Annotated in this window: 20 protein-coding genes; 11 read left to right on the forward strand and 9 right to left on the reverse strand. The window is 32.7% G+C overall.

Annotated elements, in window-relative coordinates; genetic code table 11:
- Positions 1-5 precede the first annotated feature (5 nt).
- Both O5O44_RS02995 and O5O44_RS03000 read left to right on the forward strand, forming a co-directional pair.
- A complete protein-coding gene (locus O5O44_RS02995) occupies positions 6-416 on the forward strand; it encodes a hypothetical protein (RefSeq protein WP_289195672.1) in 411 nt (136 codons plus the stop codon).
- 85 nt (positions 417-501) lie between these two features.
- Complete coding sequence (locus O5O44_RS03000; RefSeq protein WP_289195673.1) at positions 502-2274, forward strand: MutS-related protein; 1773 nt, start codon at positions 502-504, stop codon at positions 2272-2274.
- Here O5O44_RS03000 and O5O44_RS03005 read toward each other — a convergent pair whose 3' ends face one another.
- Positions 2275-3165: a thioredoxin domain-containing protein gene (locus tag O5O44_RS03005; RefSeq protein ID WP_289195674.1), complete on the reverse strand. Its 891-nt coding sequence runs from the start codon at positions 3163-3165 to the stop codon at positions 2275-2277.
- A gap of 195 nt (positions 3166-3360) precedes the next feature.
- On the opposite strand from O5O44_RS03005, the gene O5O44_RS03010 reads away from it, so the two are divergent.
- The 5 genes from O5O44_RS03010 to O5O44_RS03030 all read left to right on the forward strand — a co-directional run bounded on the left by O5O44_RS03010 (position 3361) and on the right by O5O44_RS03030 (position 7616).
- On the forward strand, positions 3361-4332 hold the full coding sequence (locus O5O44_RS03010) for a sensor histidine kinase (protein ID WP_289195675.1): 972 nt from the start codon (positions 3361-3363) through the stop codon (positions 4330-4332).
- Complete coding sequence (locus O5O44_RS03015; protein ID WP_289195676.1) at positions 4329-5018, forward strand: LytR/AlgR family response regulator transcription factor; 690 nt, start codon at positions 4329-4331, stop codon at positions 5016-5018. The genes O5O44_RS03010 and O5O44_RS03015 overlap by 4 nt, the downstream gene beginning before the upstream one ends.
- Positions 5019-5050: 32 nt before the next feature.
- Complete coding sequence (locus O5O44_RS03020; protein ID WP_289195677.1) at positions 5051-6193, forward strand: methionine aminotransferase; 1143 nt, start codon at positions 5051-5053, stop codon at positions 6191-6193.
- A 56-nt stretch (positions 6194-6249) separates the two neighbouring features.
- Entirely contained in the window at positions 6250-6741 is a 492-nt protein-coding gene (locus O5O44_RS03025; protein WP_289195678.1) for a hypothetical protein, read from the forward strand.
- Positions 6742-6836: 95 nt separating this feature from the next.
- Positions 6837-7616: an amidohydrolase gene (locus O5O44_RS03030; protein ID WP_289195679.1), complete on the forward strand. Its 780-nt coding sequence runs from the start codon at positions 6837-6839 to the stop codon at positions 7614-7616.
- Here the strand turns inward: O5O44_RS03030 and O5O44_RS03035 are convergent.
- The gene (locus O5O44_RS03035; protein WP_289195680.1) at positions 7609-9213 is read right to left on the reverse strand and encodes an Ig-like domain-containing protein; all 1605 of its coding nucleotides are present in this window, start codon (positions 9211-9213) and stop codon (positions 7609-7611) included. The genes O5O44_RS03030 and O5O44_RS03035 overlap by 8 nt on opposite strands.
- 175 nt (positions 9214-9388) lie before the next feature.
- Positions 9389-10066 (reverse strand): ComF family protein, encoded by a 678-nt coding sequence (locus O5O44_RS03040; protein WP_019386056.1) that lies wholly within the window; start codon positions 10064-10066, stop codon positions 9389-9391.
- Positions 10067-10256: 190 nt separating this feature from the next.
- On the opposite strand from O5O44_RS03040, the gene O5O44_RS03045 reads away from it, so the two are divergent.
- Positions 10257-11798 carry a glycine--tRNA ligase gene (locus tag O5O44_RS03045; protein WP_289195681.1) on the forward strand — a complete coding sequence of 514 codons (1542 nt, stop codon included), beginning with the start codon at positions 10257-10259 and terminating at the stop codon, positions 11796-11798.
- Between the two features lie 84 nt (positions 11799-11882).
- Here O5O44_RS03045 and O5O44_RS03050 read toward each other — a convergent pair whose 3' ends face one another.
- From O5O44_RS03050 to O5O44_RS03060, 3 genes are all read right to left on the reverse strand, one after another.
- A complete protein-coding gene (locus O5O44_RS03050; RefSeq protein ID WP_289195682.1) occupies positions 11883-12449 on the reverse strand; it encodes a DUF3575 domain-containing protein in 567 nt (188 codons plus the stop codon).
- A 94-nt stretch (positions 12450-12543) separates the two neighbouring features.
- The gene (locus O5O44_RS03055; protein ID WP_289195683.1) at positions 12544-13014 is read right to left on the reverse strand and encodes an Lrp/AsnC family transcriptional regulator; all 471 of its coding nucleotides are present in this window, start codon (positions 13012-13014) and stop codon (positions 12544-12546) included.
- Between the two features lie 165 nt (positions 13015-13179).
- Positions 13180-14544 (reverse strand): saccharopine dehydrogenase family protein, encoded by a 1365-nt coding sequence (locus O5O44_RS03060; protein WP_289195684.1) that lies wholly within the window; start codon positions 14542-14544, stop codon positions 13180-13182.
- Between the two features lie 101 nt (positions 14545-14645).
- Here O5O44_RS03060 and O5O44_RS03065 point away from each other — a divergent pair, with 101 nt between their 5' ends.
- Together O5O44_RS03065 and pckA are read left to right on the forward strand one after the other, a co-directional pair.
- Positions 14646-15044 carry a DUF423 domain-containing protein gene (locus O5O44_RS03065; RefSeq protein WP_289195685.1) on the forward strand — a complete coding sequence of 133 codons (399 nt, stop codon included), beginning with the start codon at positions 14646-14648 and terminating at the stop codon, positions 15042-15044.
- Positions 15045-15104: 60 nt separating this feature from the next.
- On the forward strand, positions 15105-16721 hold the full coding sequence (gene pckA, locus O5O44_RS03070; RefSeq protein WP_019386062.1) for a phosphoenolpyruvate carboxykinase (ATP): 1617 nt from the start codon (positions 15105-15107) through the stop codon (positions 16719-16721).
- A 41-nt stretch (positions 16722-16762) separates the two neighbouring features.
- On the opposite strand, the gene O5O44_RS03075 is transcribed toward pckA, so the two are convergent.
- The 3 genes from O5O44_RS03075 to O5O44_RS03085 all read right to left on the reverse strand — a co-directional run bounded on the left by O5O44_RS03075 (position 16763) and on the right by O5O44_RS03085 (position 18628).
- A complete protein-coding gene (locus tag O5O44_RS03075; protein WP_289195686.1) occupies positions 16763-17077 on the reverse strand; it encodes a hypothetical protein in 315 nt (104 codons plus the stop codon).
- 134 nt (positions 17078-17211) lie between these two features.
- The gene (locus O5O44_RS03080; protein ID WP_026009884.1) at positions 17212-17961 is read right to left on the reverse strand and encodes a uroporphyrinogen-III synthase; all 750 of its coding nucleotides are present in this window, start codon (positions 17959-17961) and stop codon (positions 17212-17214) included.
- Between the two features lie 19 nt (positions 17962-17980).
- Positions 17981-18628, reverse strand: coding sequence for a DUF4271 domain-containing protein (locus O5O44_RS03085; RefSeq protein ID WP_289195687.1), 648 nt, complete (start codon positions 18626-18628; stop codon positions 17981-17983).
- Between the two features lie 119 nt (positions 18629-18747).
- Between O5O44_RS03085 and O5O44_RS03090 the strand changes: the two genes are divergently transcribed.
- Positions 18748-19473 (forward strand): polyprenol monophosphomannose synthase, encoded by a 726-nt coding sequence (locus O5O44_RS03090; RefSeq protein WP_019386066.1) that lies wholly within the window; start codon positions 18748-18750, stop codon positions 19471-19473.
- The last annotated feature ends 6 nt before the right edge of the window (positions 19474-19479 follow it).

A 19479-nucleotide genomic window follows, 5' to 3' on the forward strand; every position in this document is an offset into this window, starting at 1 on the left:
TTCAAATGCATAAATCAATTCTACTTATGTTATTAGGACTTTTTCTCTTTTCGTGTGGAAACACAAAAGTATTAAAAGCAGAAAAGGTTAAAGTAATACCAGGAGTTCCTCATGGAACTCCTGTTTTACGGTTTAGCATTGAGGTAGAACTAAAAAAAAGCACACAGTTTTTAAGTTTTAAAATTGACGATTCACCTAAATACTATGCTTTTTCTGTAACTAATTTGGTAACAAATTTACAAAGTAACAATAACATGTTTTACCCTAAGGGGAAGTATAAATTGCAAATAGATTTACCTTTTGAAGAAAAATTTAATAGGACAAAGAGTTTGTTGGAAATTGAATTAAAATCGAATGAACACTTAACAGTTTTAACCAAAACAACAGATACTTTAAAAGTTGTTAACCTAAGATGAATTCTTAATTTTTAGCACCAATCTTTTTAAAAGCCCTGACTTCGTTTCAGGGCTTTTTTGTTACTTTACAATCTAGAATATATTCATGAGTAAACCAAAATCATATTATAAAACCCATATAGAACGCTATCAACTTGAAGTGGTTAGGCTCTATAAAGAAATGACGCTTCTTAGCACTCTACGATTACTAGATTTTTTAGCAACAGGCTTTGGAATTTATTTCTTTTTCGAACAATGGCAAATAGCTATTCCTATTGCAATTTTAGGTACAGTTGTATTTATTTATTTGCTTTCCAAATACACCGATGTAAAGCGACTTCGAGATTTTAATTTGGCATTGGTAGAAATTAATTCTGAGGAATTAGAAATTGCAAAAGGCAATTTTCATCAAAGGGCGGATGGCTCTGAATTTCAAGACCCAAAGCATTATTATAGTTTAGATATTGATTTGTTCGGGCGTGGTTCTTTCTTTCAATTCATCAATAGAACACGTATACATGAAGGTACAACACAATTAGTAAATGCCTTAAAAGCAAATGATATACTTGGCATTTTAAAACGGCAAGAAGCCATAAAAGAATTAAGTGAGAAACCAAAATGGCGTCAGTATTATTCAGCTACCGCAAGCTTAGTTCATGTTGAAACACCTGCTTACAAAATTATAAACTGGTTGCAGAATCATAAAACTTTTATGCCTAAAATCATGTCTTGGGTTCCCATGGCTTTTACCATAATTTCTGTGGTTTTATTTGTTCTTATCCTTTTAAATATGATTACGTATCCTGCTTTAATTGGATATTGGCTATTATTAGGTTTAGCAATCACAGGGAAATATCTAAAAAAAATAAATGTACTTGCTTCAAATACAGATAAAGTTAGAGACACCTTTAGACAATATGCACAGTTACTCGATTTGATTGAAAACGAATCGTTTACCTCAGAATTATTACAAACAAAAAAGCAACAGATTCAGTCCGGAAATACAAAGGCCTCTCAGATTTTCAAGGAGCTTTCAAGATCTTTGGATGCTTTAGATAATCGAAATAATTTAATCGGAGCCATTTTTGGTAATGGTTATTTTCTAACGGATGTTAAAAATGCATATCGTATTGAAAAATGGATTGAAACTTATGGCGATAAGGTTGCCGACTGGTTTGAAGTGGTTTCATTTTTCGATGCTTATAACTCTTTAGGGAACTATGCGTTTAATCATTCAAAGTTTGTCTTTCCAGAAATAGTTAAGCACGGTTCTGTAATAAACGCAGAAGAATTAGGGCATCCACTATTAAATCTTGAGAAGCGAGTTGATAGTGATTTAACCATAGAAAACGAACAGTTTTTTATAGTAACTGGTGCAAATATGGCAGGGAAAAGTACTTTTTTAAGAACAGTTTCACTGCATATTGTTATGGCGAATGTTGGCTTGCCTGTTTGTGCAAAAACTAGCAAATATTCACCTGTAAAATTGATAACTAGTATGCGAACAACCGATTCTTTAACCGATGATAGTTCGTATTTCTTTTCAGAATTAACACGCCTGAAATATATCGTTGATGCTATAAAGCAAGAACCTTATTTTATTGTTTTAGATGAAATTTTGAAAGGCACAAATAGTACCGACAAGGCGATTGGATCTAGAAAATTTGTTGAAAAATTAGTGGCTTCAAACGCAACAGGAATTATTGCAACGCACGATTTAAGTTTATGCGAAATTGAACAAGAGCTGGAAGACGTGAAAAACTATTATTTCGATGCTGAAATCGTCAATGACGAACTCTACTTCGATTATAAGCTAAAACAAGGGGTTTGCCAGAATATGAATGCTTCTTTTTTATTGAAGAAAATGGAGATTGTTTAGCTATTCAATTTCCTTTTTAACCTTCTCAATCATCTCCAAAGCATTTTTATCATCAGGTTTTAGACTTAAAACTTTGTAATAATTTTTTAACGCTTCGTTGTGATTTCCTGCTTCAAAGTAAGCTTCACCCAAACTGTCGTATACATTATGTTTATAAGGGAATATTTTAGTATTCAAATCGAAAATATATAATGCCTTCTCTATTTGTTTTGATCGTAATAATGAATAACCATACGTATTAAGTTCTCTACTCCCTTTTACATATTCCGCTAGTTTTGGTAACAAATTTGCTTCATCAAGTTTTAAACTGTCTATCGATTTTGTTTTTAGCAGATTTTCCATATAATTGGCGGCCACATAATTTGGTGTGTATTTGTTATCAGTAATGATACTCCACATATCGCGCTCCAAGGTTTCTTTTGGATGCTCTACAATGCGATTAACTTCTTTGCCATTTTTGTAAAAGATGAATGTTGGTACACGATGAATATTTAATCCTGCTTCTTCATGATTCGGACTTTGCTTATAAGCCTCATTGGTTTTATTAACAGCAATGACTTGCAATTGGCTATCCGGAAATTTGGTAGCTTCTATGATTCTGTAAAACCTAGGGACTTCCTTTTTACTATCGCCACACCAAGTACCTAAAAATACTTTTATTTCATATTCTTTTAAAGAATCTTTTAGCTTTTTAATTATAGCTTTATTGACTAAATAATGGTCATGATTTTCAGAAAACCAAGAATTAAAGGAGTTGCTCGTTAATCCACTTTTGTTTATTGCTCCAAGTAAAATTTCGTTTCCTTTATCATCAAATTCTATGTGATTTAAGGTTTGAGAAAGACATAATTGTAGACTAAGTAAAGTAATGAAAAAGACTGTTCGTTTCATGTGATGATTTTGATTGATTACTGTCAAAAGTAGCTTCTCGAGTCTTGAAATTCTAAGAATGTGGATGCATTACAAAATTGGTAATACTAATACATAACTTGTAAATACAAACGGTAATTTTTACGTTGGTAACTGTAAAACTTACTTTCGTACATAATGTTTGATGGTTTTGGCTTTTCTAATTACTTTTAAAAAATGACATTCATAAATAAATACACATCGCAGGTATTAGTCCATATTTTGTTTTGGTTGCTTTTTGTGTTTGTATCACTATTTCTGTTTTCAGATTTTTATTGGAAAGAGAACCCATTTTTGCAATACGTTTCTTTGTTAATTGCTATTGTATACCTAAACAACTTTTTTTTACTGCCATTTTTTGTAAAAAAGAAGCTTTACGTACTTTATGTTTTGGTGTTTGCGGGTATTTCTTTTGTTGCGACACAGTTATATTGTTACGCATTTGCTAAATGTGGTTGTACTATTATAAAATGCCTGAGCGATTATTTATGGCAATCTTTAACGCCCCTAATTTTCTTTTCTTTCGTGTGGATTTTATACCGTTTTATTGATAAACAAGAAGAAGTTGATGCCGTTAAAAAAGAACATGCCGAAATGGAATTGAAGTTTTTAAAATCGCAGATAAATCCGCATGTATTATTTAATAATTTAAATACCATTTATTCGTATTCCATAGAAAAACCAAATGAAACGCCAGAGCTTATTTTGATGCTTTCAGATAATTTAAAACATGTGTTGTATGAAAGTAATGAGAAAACCATTTCATTGGAAAAAGAAATTCATTTTATTGATAATTACATGAAATTCCAAACCATAAGAACGGAAGGCGTAAAGCGCATTATTTATAATAAATCCATTGATTCGTATAAATATCAAATTGCACCTTTACTTTTAATAACTATTATTGAAAATGCTTTTAAACACAGTGTGCTCAATAGTGAAATTAACGTGAATATAGAAGTAAAACAAGGGATATTAAGTCTTGAATGTCAGAATGATTTTGATAAAGAAAAAGTAACAACAACCGATTTAAAAATTGGCTTGCAAAACCTTGAAAAACGATTGACCTTAATTTATAAAGAGGATTATGATTTTAATATTGATAAAGGAGAAGTATTTAAAGTGTCTTTAAAACTGAATTTAAAATGAAGTGTGTTATCATAGAAGATGAAATTCCAGCGCAAAAAATTTTAAAAAATTTTATTGCAAAAATCCCTAGTTTAGAATTGGTAGGTAATTTTAAAGCGGCGATTGAAGCGAATGCTTTTCTAAACACTGAAACTATTGATGTTGTTTTTTTAGATATTAATTTACCCGATATGTCTGGTTTAGATTTTATAAAAACGATTAAAAATCCACCAGCAATTATCATGACTACAGCTTATTCTGAATATGCAGTAAGTTCATTTGAGCTTGATACAATTGTTGATTATTTGGTAAAACCGTTTTCTTTTGATCGTTTTTTAAAAGCAATTAATAAAGCAAAAGAAAGAATAGAAGTTCCAGAAATCATTACAGAAGATCAAGAAGAAACTATTTTCTTAAATGTCGATAAAACATTGCATAAAATTGTGTTGAATAAAATTCTGTATATCGAATCTGCACGAAATTATATAACGGTAGTTACAGAAAACCAAAGGTTATCTTATATTGATTCGTTAAAAAGTTGGAATACAAAACTTCCAGAGCGCCTATTTGTACAAGTGCATAAATCCTTTATTATTAATAGTGCGTTTGTTAGTAAAATTTCAGGTAACACCATTTTTATAAACGACAATAAAATACCCATTGGCAGAACCTACAAGCAAAGTTTATTAAGTAAATTAGGTTTATAGTTTTTATAAAAGAAGTCTGTATCTTTACTTTTATGCAGCATAAATCTAAACTTCCAGAGGTAGGAACCACTATTTTTTCGGTCATGAGCCATTTGGCCAAAACCCATAATGCTATAAATTTATCGCAAGGATTTCCGGATTTTGGTAGCGACCAAAAACTAATCGACTTGGTAAGTAAAGCTATGAATTCTGGTTACAACCAATATGCGCCCATGCGAGGTAATTTGGAGTTGCGAGAAACAATTGCAAATAAAATTAACAACTTATATGGTTCTGATTTTCACCCAGAACATGAAATTACTATTACAGCAGGAGCAACTCAAGCCATATCCACTATATTTTCAGCTTTTGTAAAACCAAATGATGAAGTCATTATTTTCAAACCGGCCTACGATAGTTACGAACCTGGGATAAAAATAAACGGCGGCAAAGTGATACCCATACAATTAGAAGCACCACATTTTAAAGTGGATTGGAGTGTAGTAAAGAAGAAAGTTAATAATCGTACTAAAATGATTGTTATCAATACACCTCATAATCCAACCGGAACCATTTTTTCTAAGGAAGATATGTTAGCATTAGAAAAGATTACCAAAAACACCAACATCATAGTGTTGAGCGATGAAGTTTACGAACATATGGTTTATGACGGAGAAACGCATCAAAGTGCGTGTAAGTTTCCCGATTTAAAATCGAGAAGTTTTGTGGTGGCGTCATTTTGTAAAACCTTCCACAATACCGGTTGGCGCATTGGCTACTGTTGCGCCCCAAAGGATCTCATGGATTTATTTTTACAAGTACACCAGTTTAGTGTGTTTTGCATTCATCATCCTACTCAAAAAGGTATTGCAGATTACATGCAAGAGCCAAAGCATTATTTAGAATTGCCAGAGTTTTATCAGCGAAAAAGAGATTTGTTTTTGAGCCTCATTAAAGATTCGAGATTTTCGTTTATACCGTCTAAAGGAACATATTTTCAGGTGTTAGATTATTCTAAAATCACTCAAGAATATGATGTTGATTTCGCTAAAAGACTAACTAAGGAATTAGGCTTAGCTTCAATTCCTTTATCCGTTTTTAATGAGAATAATCTAGATAACAAGGTGTTGCGATTTTGTTTTGCTAAAACCGATGAAACATTAAAAAAGGCTGCAAAAATTTTAATTCATATATGAGTTACTTTTTGTGTACTTTGGAGTCTAAAGTTTAGAATAACTAATTAAATTAAATTATGAGATTACTATGGATTGTATTGTTTTTGGGGTTTGGATTTGTTTTAAATGCCCAAGAAATTAGCTTTAAAGGTGCAACCTACGAAGTTAAAAAAGGAAAAATATTTAATAATGGTGTTGATGTGACTGAAACTTTAACTGCAGAAGACCAAGAAAAAATCAAGTTGGCTGTTAATGAAAAAATGGCTGATATTGAGGAAGCTGAAAAAGCAGAGAAACGCCTAGAGAAGGCAGAAAAAGAACAAAAAAAGGCCGAAAAAGAGCAAAAAAGAGCCGAAAAACAGCAAAAAAAGGCAGAAAAGGAATTAAAAAGGCAGCAAAAAGCACAATCTAATTACGATAAATCTATTAAGAAGCATAAGGCAGCGGTTAAGAAATATGAGCAGCTTAAAAAGAAAGGAAAGCTTTCTCCAATAGATGAGGAAAAGTGGTTGGACAAAATTTCAAAGTATAAAGAAGCTTCTGAAAAAGCAAAAAAGGATTTGAGGTAATTTTTTTATTACTATCAAATTTAGAATTATCATCTTACATTTGGTGATGAAGAATAAAAATCCTAATTTATTCTTCATCATTAAATACATTCTTTATGCAAAACGAACTTACAGTTGGACTAATTCAATCTGATTTAGTTTGGGAAAATCCAAAGCAAAACCGATTAAACTTTGCTAAAAAAATAGATGCTATTTCTGAAGAAGTAGATTTATTTGTTTTGCCTGAAATGTTTACAACGGGTTTTACCATGAATGCCGAAAAAGTAGCAGAAACCATGCATGGAGAAACGGTGTCTTGGATGAAAAACACGGCTTCAAAAAAGAAAGCTGCTATTGTTGGAAGTATTGTTATTACAGAGAACAATAAATTTTATAATCGGTTGCTTTTTGTTGAACCCTCAGGAAATATATTTATTTATAATAAACGACACACCTTCACTCTAGTAGGTGAAGATAAAACCTATACAGCAGGCCAAGACAAAGTAATTTTAGATTATAAAGGTTGGAAAATTCAACCATTAATTTGCTATGATTTGCGCTTTCCGGTTTGGTCGAGAAATACTGAAGATTACGATCTGTTGCTCTATGTTGCCAATTGGCCAAAACCTAGAGTTTCAGCTTGGGATGCCCTTTTAAAAGCTCGAGCCATAGAAAACATGTCTTATTGTATTGGTGTGAATAGAGTGGGTGTAGATGGTGTAAATAGCGAATATTCAGGACACTCTACGGTTTATGATGTTTTGGGTAACTGTATCACAGATTTTCAATCTGGAAAGGAACAAATTCAAATAGTGACTTTAGAAAAGAGACATATTCAAGCATATAGAAATAAGCTCAATTTTTTAAACGACCGCGATAGTTTTAAAATTATTTAAACTGCAAGGTTTCAGTTATACCCCAATCAGCACGAATTTCTATTTCTTGAAAATGGCTTACGCGTTCTGGTTGTATCTTTTTTAAGTAATTACCCGAATCAAATTTTTGGTTACCATTAGCATCATGTATTACGCGGATAGAATACATGCCAGCTGATAGATTTAAAAAATCGATGGTTCCTGCTTCTTCTGCATATTTTTCAACCTGGACTTCACCAGAATTATTGGTTAATTGAATGATTAACGGATAGGTGGCATTCACTAAAGTAAATCGTGCATAACCAAAATCTGAAGACTTTCTGGTTCTTAAATTATAGTTTAAGGTGTCTTGGTTAACATCACCAAAAAAATCTTCAAAAGCTTCAGGAAGTACTTGTATCTTATAATTATTATCTTCGGTTTTATCAAAACGAACCGCATAGATGTTGCGAATAGAATCAAAAACTGAAGTAAAACTAACCATTGTCGAGTCTTTATCCATCATAGTTACTTTTGATGAATCAAATTTCACGAAAGGCGTTTTTCCTATAATTTTAAAGTCTTCATTATAGCCAATCGTTCCAGAAGGTGAGGCTTCAATGGCAATCGAATCTCTTTCTTGGTCTCTAATTTTAACAGTAAAGTCTTTTTCAAAATCGTTTTTAGATACTTTAAAAATAAGTGAATCTACTTCTAATTTAGGCTTATACCAGTAGTTTAAAGTATCGGCTTTAGGGTCTTTGGTTATACGATATTCAAAGTCTTCTGGTGTCTCAGATAGCACTTCAATTTTCATATTTTCATAATCGGCCTCATAGCCAAAAGCTATTTTGTTGCCCGAAATAAGTCTAGGTCTTGTAGCGGTGTAATCAAGTTCTTCTTTAAAAAGTTTTAAGGTATACGAAGAATCTGTAGGCACTTCAATAAAATTTTTATGAAACCCAATTTGGTCGGTTTTTTGCTGAAATTTATTGTCGCCATTACCATCTTTCAATGCCATCAACAAATATTTGCCAGGTTTTAAATTTTCAATAGAAAAAGTGGTTAAACTATCTAAAGTGTTCGTAATATATTTTGGGGTTTCTTTGTAAATTATAGAATCAGTAAATGTCGAATCCACCTCGTATAGTGCTACATTTACAAAAGTTTCAGGTTCTTTGTTTTTAGCATCAACAATGTTTCCGTTGACTGAAAGCGAGTCAAGATAATCACCTGTAGAAAACACATATCGATAATACGGATAGGGATTACCTTCATTATTATCGGTGATACTATTACCAAAATTAAAGGCATAAGTGGTGTTAGGTTGCAGTGTATCGTAAAGTGTTATTTTAATGTATTTGCTAGCGCCCCCTAGCGGTGTCACGTTTGGTTGCGTTTTCATAGGTGGCGATATAATAAGCTGCTTGGTTAAGTCTTTAATTTTAATATACTCATCAAAATAAATTCTTATTTCGTCGCCCTTAAAGTTGGTTGAATAGTTTTCGGGTATCGACTTTACAATGGTTGGAGGGGTTTCATCTTTTGGTCCGCCATCTGGTGTACCTCGATTAGCGCAGTTTATTAAAGCAATACCAATAACTAAGGCAAAAACAAAATTTGATAAGGTCTTGTTCATTAACAATTTTAAATTTTTAGCAAAAGTACATGAATATTTTTATTCTGAAATTCTTAAGAATCAGAATGAAATAAATTCATGAACTAGCAGAGCGATTATTGAAGTAAAACAAAATTTGGTTCTTCACAGAAGAAACGTACATAAATTCGACTAAAAAATATAACGCTTCTTCTATTTAGGCTATTGCCATAGTCGCAATACTTATTTTTATATTTTTCGCTTGGTTTAAAACATTTATGCACGCTTCAAATGTTGCGCCAGTGGTAATTAAATCGTCAACAAGTAAAATATGTTTGTTTTCAATGGTATCCATATTTTTAAGAGCAAATAGCTCGTCGCTATTCATCCATCTAGCAAAACGCCCTTTTGTGGTTTGCGATTTGGAATTGGTAATTTTAACCAGAACATCATCTAAATAATCTACCTCTAAGGCTCGTGCTATTTGTTGTCCAAACTTTGCAACTTGATTATACCCCCTTTTTTTAAGTTTGTTTATGTGTAAAGGTACCGGTATTACAGCGTCAATACTTTTATAAGTGTCTAGGGTTTTAAGCTCGCCACCAAGCCAATTCCCAAGAATAAAACCAATTTGTTCTTGTTCTTTATATTTCAAATTATGAATTAGCCGTTGTACATTACCATTCTTCTCAAATCGAAATAATGCGGTGCCATTTTCAATTTTGGCGCGCCCATAAAGCACTTTTTTCACACCATCGCTATCATCAAAATGAAAATTAGTTACTGGCAAATCATGCCTGCAATCTATACAAACGGTATCTTCGTTATCGCTTAAAAGATTATGGCATGCATAACACACCTTCGGAAACAATAAATCAACTACTGGTTTTAGCATAAAAAAAATTTGGGCGCCAGCCTGCCGGCAGGCAGGTTACCACAAGGGTCGGGCTTTCCGCACTCGCTTCCCGATAAAAAAATCGGGAGAGCTCAAACAAATGCTTCAATCCCTAACGCACTTAAAAATAAGCAAATTAATTTTTAACAAAGAACGCATTTAGTTTGGTGCACTTTTTTATTTTTGCACCATGGCAAATAACGACGATCAATTTAAAAAAGTAATCTCTCACGCAAAGGAGTATGGTTACGTGTTCCAGAGTAGTGAAATCTACGATGGATTAAGTGCAGTTTACGATTACGCACAAAACGGGGCAGAATTAAAGAAAAACATTCGCGACTACTGGTGGAAAGCCATGGTGCAAATGAATGAGAATATTGTGGGAATAGATGCTGCAATATTTATGCATCCAACTACTTGGAAAGCTTCGGGGCACGTTGATGCGTTTAACGACCCATTAATTGATAATAAAGATTCTAAAAAGCGCTATAGAGCCGATGTTTTAATAGAAGACTATTGCGCTAAAATTGAAGCTAAAATTGATAAAGAAGTTGCTAAAGCCGAGAAACGTTTTGGCGATGCTTTTAATAAAGAAGAATTTGTATCTACCAATCCGCGTGTTGTGGGTTATCAAGAAAAAATAAATGCGACGCTTTCTAGAATGGCAAAATCTTTAGAAAATGAGGATTTAGCCGATGTTAAAGCACTTATTGAAGAATTAGAAATAGCAGACCCATTAACAGGAAGCAGAAACTGGACCGATGTCAAGCAATTCAACTTAATGTTTGGAACAAAGTTAGGTGCATCGGCAGATAGTGCAATGGATTTATACTTACGCCCAGAAACAGCTCAAGGTATTTTTGTTAACTTTTTAAATGTGCAAAAAACGAGCCGTTTAAAAATTCCTTTCGGCATTGCGCAAACCGGTAAAGCCTTCAGAAACGAAATTGTTGCAAGGCAGTTTATTTTCAGAATGCGCGAGTTTGAGCAAATGGAAATGCAGTTTTTTATAAAACCAGGAACACAAGGTGAATGGTATGAGCATTGGAAAGAAACCAGACTTAAATGGCACTTGTCCTTAGGTATGGGCGCCGATAATTATCGTTTTCATGATCATGAAAAATTAGCGCACTATGCTGATGCTGCTGCTGATATAGAGTTTAAATTTCCATTTGGTTTTAAAGAGCTAGAAGGTATCCATTCGCGTACCGATTTTGATTTAAGTCAGCACGAAAAATTCTCGGGCAAGAAACTTCAGTATTTTGATCCTGAGGAAAATAAAAGTTATGTGCCTTACGTGTTAGAAACTTCTATAGGTTTAGATAGAATGTTTTTAGCGGTTTTCTCTAATTCCTTAGTTGAAGAAGAATTAGAAAACGGTACAACACGTACTGTTTTAAAATTACCTAGTGTTTTAGCTCCAGTAAAAGCAGCCATATTACCATTGGTTAAAAAAGATGGATTACCGGAAATAGCAAGACAGATTGTAGAAGAATTAAAATGGGATTTTAATGTAATTTACGACGAGAAGGATGCTGTGGGAAGACGTTACAGAAGGCAAGATGCTAACGGAACGCCATTTTGTATTACGGTAGACCATGATACTTTAGAAAATAATACGATTACTATTCGTCATAGAGATTCTATGGAACAAGAACGAGTGAAAATTGAAGATTTACGTGCTATTATCAAGCAAGAAGTAGATGTAAAAACTTGGTTAATGAAAATGTAATGACTTCTTGTTGATTCAGGTAGTTTATATCATAAAAAAACCCGAGCTTTTGCTCGGGGTTTTTAGTTTTATAAGTTTAGTTAATTAAAATCTATAACCGAGGGCTATTCCGCCTCTTCCTACAACTTCAATATCACTTTGATCAAGCATGTCTCTACCAATACCTAAGTATATTTCTGCAATAAAACCTCTTTTTGTTACAAATTTGGCTCCTGCGGAAACTCCAATAGCTAAATCTGTGAATTTTTCATATCTATAATTATCCGATGAATCTACAGGATCGAATTCATAAAACTCATCTTCGCCAGAATGTACCATAGCGAAACCTTCAACAAAAAAGCCTTGTGCATATTTTTGAGAGAAAAAATGTCTGTAATAAGGTGTAATGGAAAACGTTCTGTATTCATCTAAACCATCGCTATCATCTCTATCCGAGCCAATTCGTGTTAATAAACCAACACCGAATGAGGATTCTTCGTTTATGGTGCGCTCATAACCCACATCAAACCATTTAAAGCCTATAAGGTTTGTCATGTTTAATTTTAGTTCATTAAAATTTTTAGTTGTGCTCATGCTTTCGGTATTATCCTGAGAAAACATTGATGAAGAACATAGCGCAATAACGAGCAAAATTAAGTAAGATTTTTTCATAAAAGTTAGTTTGAAAAGTTTGAAACAATATTAATCAATAATTGTACCGAGGGCAGATAATTGTTGCGCTTTTTTACATTTTAACGATGTTAAATTATATATGTACTTGTCTATCAATTTGTTGGTCTAAAGAAATAAGTGATTCTGTACGTTGTACTCCTGTAATTGTTTGAATTTTTTCATGTAGTAAACGCATTAAATGGGCATTATCAAGACTTAGAAGTTTTATAAATAAACTGTAATTACCTGTGGTGTAGTGACATTCTAACACTTCTGGAATACGCTTTAAGGCGCGTACCACATCGTCGGTATTCGCAGCTTTATCCAAGTAAATGCCAACAAAGGCTAAGGTTGTATACCCTAAAACTTCGTGGTTAATTATGAATTTTGAGCCAGAAATGAGTTTAGATTTTTCTAGCTTACGTAAGCGCTGATGAATGGCAGCTCCTGAAATTCCAACATTTCGAGCAATTTCTAGTATAGGTGTTCGTGCATCTGCAGTTAAAGCACGGAGAATTTTTTTGTCGATACCATCTATGACGATGGTTTTCAGTTTTTGTTTCATAAAATTATAATCTAAAACATAAATGTAAGTATTTGTTTTAAATTGAAACTAAATTTTGCGCAAGGGATTGTAGTAGAAAGCCCGCAGTGAGGCGCGAACGAGGACTTGTATCGTAAAGCCCGACCCTTGTGGTAGCCTGCCTGCCGGCAGGCAGGCGCCCAAAAATTAATTATTTAAAGGATTGTAGCCTAAATAAGGTATTTCTTTTTCTTGAAAGGTGATGCCGAAAGTCTTGAGATCTTTTAAAATGGGTTGGTACACCTCTTTGGTGATTGGTATTTGTACGCCAGGGGTGGTTATTTTGTTGTTTAAAATGGCCATAGTAGCCATTGCAACAGGTAAACCAACGGTTTTTGCCATGGCAGTATAGGTTTGGGTTTCGCCTATAACAACCATATTAGCATCAATTTGGTGCTTTTTTCCGTTCAGTTCGTAACCGAATTTGTGATACATAACAATCATGTCTTTGTCATTGTTTGAAAGTGTCCAGCTATCCATAAGTATTTTTTGGAGTATTTGCGCTGGTGTTGCTTTTTTGAGTCCAACGGGTTTATTGGGGTTGAAAATGTCGAGTTCTACGAGTTTGTCCCAAACAATATCATCTTGATCGATTTTAAGTTGATGCCTAAGTTTTAACTCCACAGAATCTGAATGACTGTAAGGTAAAAAGGAATTTGTAAAATCGCGATAACTCATGTTTTCGCTATCGTCTATGGTATAACTATCATCGGTCATTCCTAGGGTAACAAATATATTCCACGCGCGACTAAAACCTACGCGACGCATAGTGCCTCGGTATAAGGTTTTAACATTATCTAATCCGTAAACGCTTTGGTATTTTAAAGAATCTCGATTGGCATAAACTTCGAAACGGCCATAATTATCGATTTCTAAAAATTCGGTACGTCTGAATAAACGGTGGTATGGTATGTATTTATAAGCGCCTTCTTGAAGAAATTTGGCAGCTCCCCCTTGGCCTGCTAATACGACATTTCTGGGATTCCATGTAAATTTGTAATTCCATAGATTGTTATCGCTTTCTGGAGCAACTAGGCCACCAGTAAACGATTCGAAAAGAATGACTTTTCCACCTTTATCTCGAATACGATCTAAAACCTGAATGGCACTCATGTGGTCTATACCTGGGTCTACGCCAATTTCGTTCATTAAAATGAGGTTGTTTGCTACAGCATCGTCATGCAGCGCTTGCATTTCTGGACTTACGTATGAAGCCGTAACCATATGTTTTTTGTAAGTAATACAATCTTTAGCAACTTCAATATGCAGATGTGCTGGTAGCATTGAGATAATTATATCTGCATCCTTTATGGCTTGAGATCTGGAAGTGTCATCAAACACGTCTAATTTAATAGTTTTGGCATTCTCATGATTCCTGGTTAAGGTTTTTGCTTGATCAATATTTAAATCGCCAACAGTAATAAATAAATTCTCTGAAATTGATTTGTCTAACAAATATTTTAAAAGATATGATGTAGATTTACCAGAACCAATTATTAATATCTTACGCATATAGAGTCTTTTGATTATTGTTTAATGAAACAGTGAAATTCTGTTTAGTATTACGAATTTAATAAATAATAACAGTTTTTGTTGAGAATATTTTATAAAAAATGAATAAAACAATTTTAATTACCGCATCAATTCTCGGAATTTTAAGCATAGTTCTTGGCGCTTTTGGTGCTCATGGACTTAAAGAATTAATATCTGTAGAGCTGCAACAAACTTTTGAAACTGGAGTGCGCTACCAAATGTATCATGCTTTGTTTTTATTATTTGTTGGGAGCACAAGTTTGATTCAAGAAAAAACAAAAAAAACGGTCTTTTTTCTAACGGTTATTGGTCTGTTATTTTTTTCAGGATCAATATATGGATTAGCCACTAACGAGTTAACTTCTTTTAATTTTAAATCGATTGGATTTATAACACCAATAGGTGGTTTACTGCTAATTTTTTCATGGATTATGTTGTTTAAAGATTTCTTAAAGATTTCTACTAAAAAGGGGAAATAATCATTTTTTACCTATAATATTTGTCTTATTTTTGTAAAATAATCAAAGTTATTTGTAAAAATGGAGAATTACGATCAAGTTACGCAAACGATTTCGTTGGAAAAATACGGTATAAAAAATGCTAGAGTAAAATACCAATTAAGTCCTGAAGAATTACATGATATCACCATAGAAAAAGGCTTAGGTGTTGAAGTGTCTTCGGGTGCATTGGCCGTTAATACTGGCGAATTTACTGGACGATCGCCAAAAGATAGATTTATTGTTAAGGACGATATTACTAAAGATCGTATTTGGTGGGGTAACATTAATATTCCTTATGAAGCTGATGATTTTGATAAACTTTATAATAAAGTTGTAAGCTATTTATCTGAAAAAGAAATTTTTGTAAGAGATTGTTATGCATGTGCAGATGAAAATTACAAATTGAATATTCGAGTTATTAACGAGTATCCATGGAGTAACCAGTTTGCTTATAATATGTTTTTACGTCCTACTAATGATGAACTAAAAAATTTCACTCCAGAATGGACGGTTGTAAATGCTCCAGGTTTTATGGCAGTTCCTGATGAAGATGGTACGCGACAACACAATTTTGCAATATTAAATTTTACAAAAAAAATAGCCTTAATTGGTGGCACAGGGTATACTGGAGAAATAAAAAAAGGCATATTTTCTGCTTTAAATTTTATACTTCCAGTATTTAAAAATACGCTTCCAATGCACTGTAGTGCTAACGTTGGGAAAGATGGAGATACAGCAATCTTTTTTGGTTTGTCTGGGACTGGTAAAACAACCTTGTCTACCGATCCGAATAGAAGTTTAATTGGCGATGATGAACACGGTTGGACAAACGAAAACACGGTATTTAATTTTGAAGGAGGTTGTTATGCGAAAGCGATAAATCTTTCAAGAGATAATGAACCCGAAATTTATGATGCGATTAAAAAAGGCGCTATTTTAGAGAACGTTATTATTAAAGCTAACGGCGATGTAGATTTTGAAGATACTTCCATAACACAAAATACGCGTGTAAGTTATCCAATTCACCATATTGAGAATATTCAAATTCCATCAATTGGTAAAAACCCTAAAAATATATTCTTTTTAACTGCCGATGCCTTTGGTGTAATTCCGCCAATATCTAAGTTAACACCAAGTCAGGCGGCTTATCATTTTATATCTGGTTATACGGCTAAGGTTGCTGGAACTGAGGCTGGAGTAAAAGAACCACAACCTTCTTTTTCAGCTTGTTTCGGTGCGCCTTTCATGCCTTTGCATCCATCTAAATATGCAGAAATGTTAAGTAAGAAAATGATTGATGCTGGTGTAAATGTTTGGTTGGTAAATACAGGTTGGACCGGTGGGCCTTATGGCATTGGGACTCGTATGAAATTGAAATACACTCGAGCGATGATCAATGCAGTACTAAATGGTGATTTAGGATTGTATAATTACGACGATTATCACATACACTCTGTTTTTGGAGTTGCACAACCTCGAACTTGTCCTGGAGTTCCTACGAGTGTATTAAGTCCTAGAGCGACTTGGAATGATGATGAAGGGTATTATAAAACGGCCTTTAAACTTACCAATGCTTTTAGAGAAAACTTTAAAAAGTTTGAAGCCCACTGTAGTGAAGAAATTAGACGTGGGGGTCCGCAACGTTATGCGTTTTAAAAATAAAAAAGGCCCAATTAATTTAATAGGGCCTTTTTTTATTATAGAATAATTATTAATAGTAAAATAAGAATTATAGCACCACTAGAAATATAGATACCATTTCCAGTAGATCGAACTTTTTGTTTTATTGTTCTAACTTCTTTACGTAATTCCTTTTTTTCTAAACGATTTAAAGCCGACTTATCCAACGCTTTTATTTCGTTTAAGCGGTTAATTAGTACTTTGATTTCTTCTGGAATATCATCAGATTTCACAGTTTTATTAATGGGTGGTTTTTCGATAGCCAAAACTGAGTTGGGAAATGCGCAGAATGCTATTACCAATAGCATCAAACCAAATACATGTTTCTTCATAATGTTTTTTTTTAGTTGTTAGTAGTTAAATATACAGTTTATAAGTTACTATAGCTAGCCATGATAAAATAACTAGACAAAAAAAGGGATGATTTAAAATCATCCCTTTTTTATTTATCAAGTATAAAGAACTACTATTTTCCTTTATTTGCTTTTTCAATATATTTTTGCAACGCCATTGTCATCGAAGGGGTTTCAGGAGTTGGTGCAGCAATATCTACTCGTAATCCTTTTTCTTCAACAGCTTTTATTGTTGTATTTCCAAACACGGCAATACGCGTTTCGTTTTGTTTAAAATCTGGAAAGTTTTGAAATAATGATTCTATTCCCGAAGGACTAAAAAATACTAATACATCATAATAAACATTTGCCAAATCAGATAAATCACTAACTACAGTTCTATAAAATGTCGCTTGTTTCCAATTAACACCTAAAGCATCAAGTGTGTTCGGTACCTCAGGTTTTACTTTGTCCGTATTTGGAAGTAAAAATTTTTCGTCTTTGTATTTTTTAATTAATGGCGATAATTCAGAAAAAGTACGTTTACCAACATAAATTTTACGTTTTCTATAAACCACATATTTTTGAAGGTAATAAGCAACTGCTTCAGACTGACAAAAATATTTCATGGTATCTGGAACTTTAAAACGCATTTCTTCTGCAATTCTAAAAAAGTGATCAACAGCATTTCTACTTGTTAATATAATAGCTGTATAATGACTTAAGTCAATTTTTTGTTGCCTAATTTCTTTAGCTGGAACACCTTCAACATGAATAAACGGCCTGAAATCAATCTTTACGCGTTGCTTTTCTTGTAATTCAAAGTAGGGCGAGTTTTCTATTTTAGGTTCTGGTTGAGATACTAAAATGGTTTTCACTTTCATAAGCGCAAGTAATTTTCTTTTATTTTGCAATAAACACCTTATACAAAATGATATAAGGTGCAATTTCAAGTGCGCAAAGATACAAAATAAAATAAAATAAGTTGTCTTTTATTATACTTTGATTGGTTTTAAAAGTACTAATTAAGCCAATAATATTAATTATAAAAAACAATATAATAAAAGCATAAATTATTGATAACGAAGGTTTAAAGCTATAGATGAATAGGGCATTAATAGGCAATAACAACATGCCTAAATAATTTTTAAAACTTATTTTTTGAAAGATATATTGGTCTATTAATTTATCTATTTCGAATAAACTTCCAATTAGGCGTTCCACTAAAACTTTTATTAAAATGAAAACACCAATGCTAACGGTTAATTTAAATAAGGTGTTTGCAGAAACAGAATTTGAATTGGTAACTTGTTGATATACAATAAAACAGAAAACAGAGACGGACAATACGAAGTTTGAGAACATCAAAGCATCAAACTTGTCTAAAAATTTCTGATCTCTTGAATATATTTTTAGGTATTTATCGTTTCCAATCACCAAAACAAAGTCGTCAAAACGTTTTGGTGCTGCAAGTTTAGCTATAGCTACAATAATTAAGCCTATAACTATTAAGATGGTAAATAATTCGTTTGAAACTACATGACGAAGCATACACAAAATTATTATAATTTTTAAGAATGGGCTGTATTATTAAGGAATATTTAAAATAATTAAACGACGATTAATGTACATTTGCTAAATCTAAAAAAGTATCCCAATAAAAGTTAAATATGCATAGTACTGTTGTAATTATTCCAACATTTAATGAAATTGAGAATATCGAGGCTATAATTAGAGCTGTGTTTTCAGAATCTGATGCTATTCATATTCTAGTTGTTGATGATAATTCGCCAGATTTAACTGGCTTAAAAGTTAAAGAACTTCAACAGGAGTTTCCTGAAAGACTGTTTTTAGAAGGTCGGAAAGAAAAATCTGGATTAGGAACAGCATATATTCATGGTTTTAAATGGAGTCTAAAAAAAGGCTATGATTTTATTTTTGAAATGGATGCCGATTTTTCACATGACCCGAAAGATATTGTGAAACTCCATAATGCTTGTTTTATTGAAGGAGCAGATTTGGCAATTGGTTCAAGATACATTAACAACACTGTGAATGTGGTGAATTGGGACATGAAACGTTTGCTAATGTCCTATTTTGCATCAAAATACGTCAAGTTTATTACCAGAATGTCCATTGCCGATACAACAGCTGGATTTGTGTGTTATAAAAGACAAGTTTTAGAAGCTATAGATTTAGATAAAGTTAAGTTTATTGGTTACGCATTTCAAATTGAAATGAAATTTAAAGCGCATTTAAAAAAGTTTAAAATTGTTGAAGTCCCTGTTATTTTTACAGACAGAAAACTAGGAGAATCTAAATTAAGCTCGGGTATTATTTCTGAAGCTATTTTTGGAGTTATTTCAATGAAATTGAAAAGTTTATTTAAGAAATAAGATATT

The sequence above is a fragment of the Algibacter luteus genome (assembly GCF_030344935.1).
Taxonomy (GTDB): domain Bacteria; phylum Bacteroidota; class Bacteroidia; order Flavobacteriales; family Flavobacteriaceae; genus Arenitalea; species Arenitalea lutea.

Coding starts and splice junctions, on each gene's coding strand:
- O5O44_RS02995 (WP_289195672.1), top strand. CDS start 6: ATGCATAAATCAATTCTACTTATGTTATTAGGACTTTTTCTCTTTTCG.
- O5O44_RS03000 (WP_289195673.1), top strand. CDS start 502: ATGAGTAAACCAAAATCATATTATAAAACCCATATAGAACGCTATCAA.
- O5O44_RS03005 (WP_289195674.1), bottom strand. CDS start 3,165: ATGAAACGAACAGTCTTTTTCATTACTTTACTTAGTCTACAATTATGT.
- O5O44_RS03010 (WP_289195675.1), top strand. CDS start 3,361: ATGACATTCATAAATAAATACACATCGCAGGTATTAGTCCATATTTTG.
- O5O44_RS03015 (WP_289195676.1), top strand. CDS start 4,329: ATGAAGTGTGTTATCATAGAAGATGAAATTCCAGCGCAAAAAATTTTA.
- O5O44_RS03020 (WP_289195677.1), top strand. CDS start 5,051: ATGCAGCATAAATCTAAACTTCCAGAGGTAGGAACCACTATTTTTTCG.
- O5O44_RS03025 (WP_289195678.1), top strand. CDS start 6,250: ATGAGATTACTATGGATTGTATTGTTTTTGGGGTTTGGATTTGTTTTA.
- O5O44_RS03030 (WP_289195679.1), top strand. CDS start 6,837: ATGCAAAACGAACTTACAGTTGGACTAATTCAATCTGATTTAGTTTGG.
- O5O44_RS03035 (WP_289195680.1), bottom strand. CDS start 9,213: ATGAACAAGACCTTATCAAATTTTGTTTTTGCCTTAGTTATTGGTATT.
- O5O44_RS03040 (WP_019386056.1), bottom strand. CDS start 10,066: ATGCTAAAACCAGTAGTTGATTTATTGTTTCCGAAGGTGTGTTATGCA.
- O5O44_RS03045 (WP_289195681.1), top strand. CDS start 10,257: ATGGCAAATAACGACGATCAATTTAAAAAAGTAATCTCTCACGCAAAG.
- O5O44_RS03050 (WP_289195682.1), bottom strand. CDS start 12,449: ATGAAAAAATCTTACTTAATTTTGCTCGTTATTGCGCTATGTTCTTCA.
- O5O44_RS03055 (WP_289195683.1), bottom strand. CDS start 13,014: ATGAAACAAAAACTGAAAACCATCGTCATAGATGGTATCGACAAAAAA.
- O5O44_RS03060 (WP_289195684.1), bottom strand. CDS start 14,544: ATGCGTAAGATATTAATAATTGGTTCTGGTAAATCTACATCATATCTT.
- O5O44_RS03065 (WP_289195685.1), top strand. CDS start 14,646: ATGAATAAAACAATTTTAATTACCGCATCAATTCTCGGAATTTTAAGC.
- pckA (WP_019386062.1), top strand. CDS start 15,105: ATGGAGAATTACGATCAAGTTACGCAAACGATTTCGTTGGAAAAATAC.
- O5O44_RS03075 (WP_289195686.1), bottom strand. CDS start 17,077: ATGAAGAAACATGTATTTGGTTTGATGCTATTGGTAATAGCATTCTGC.
- O5O44_RS03080 (WP_026009884.1), bottom strand. CDS start 17,961: ATGAAAGTGAAAACCATTTTAGTATCTCAACCAGAACCTAAAATAGAA.
- O5O44_RS03085 (WP_289195687.1), bottom strand. CDS start 18,628: ATGCTTCGTCATGTAGTTTCAAACGAATTATTTACCATCTTAATAGTT.
- O5O44_RS03090 (WP_019386066.1), top strand. CDS start 18,748: ATGCATAGTACTGTTGTAATTATTCCAACATTTAATGAAATTGAGAAT.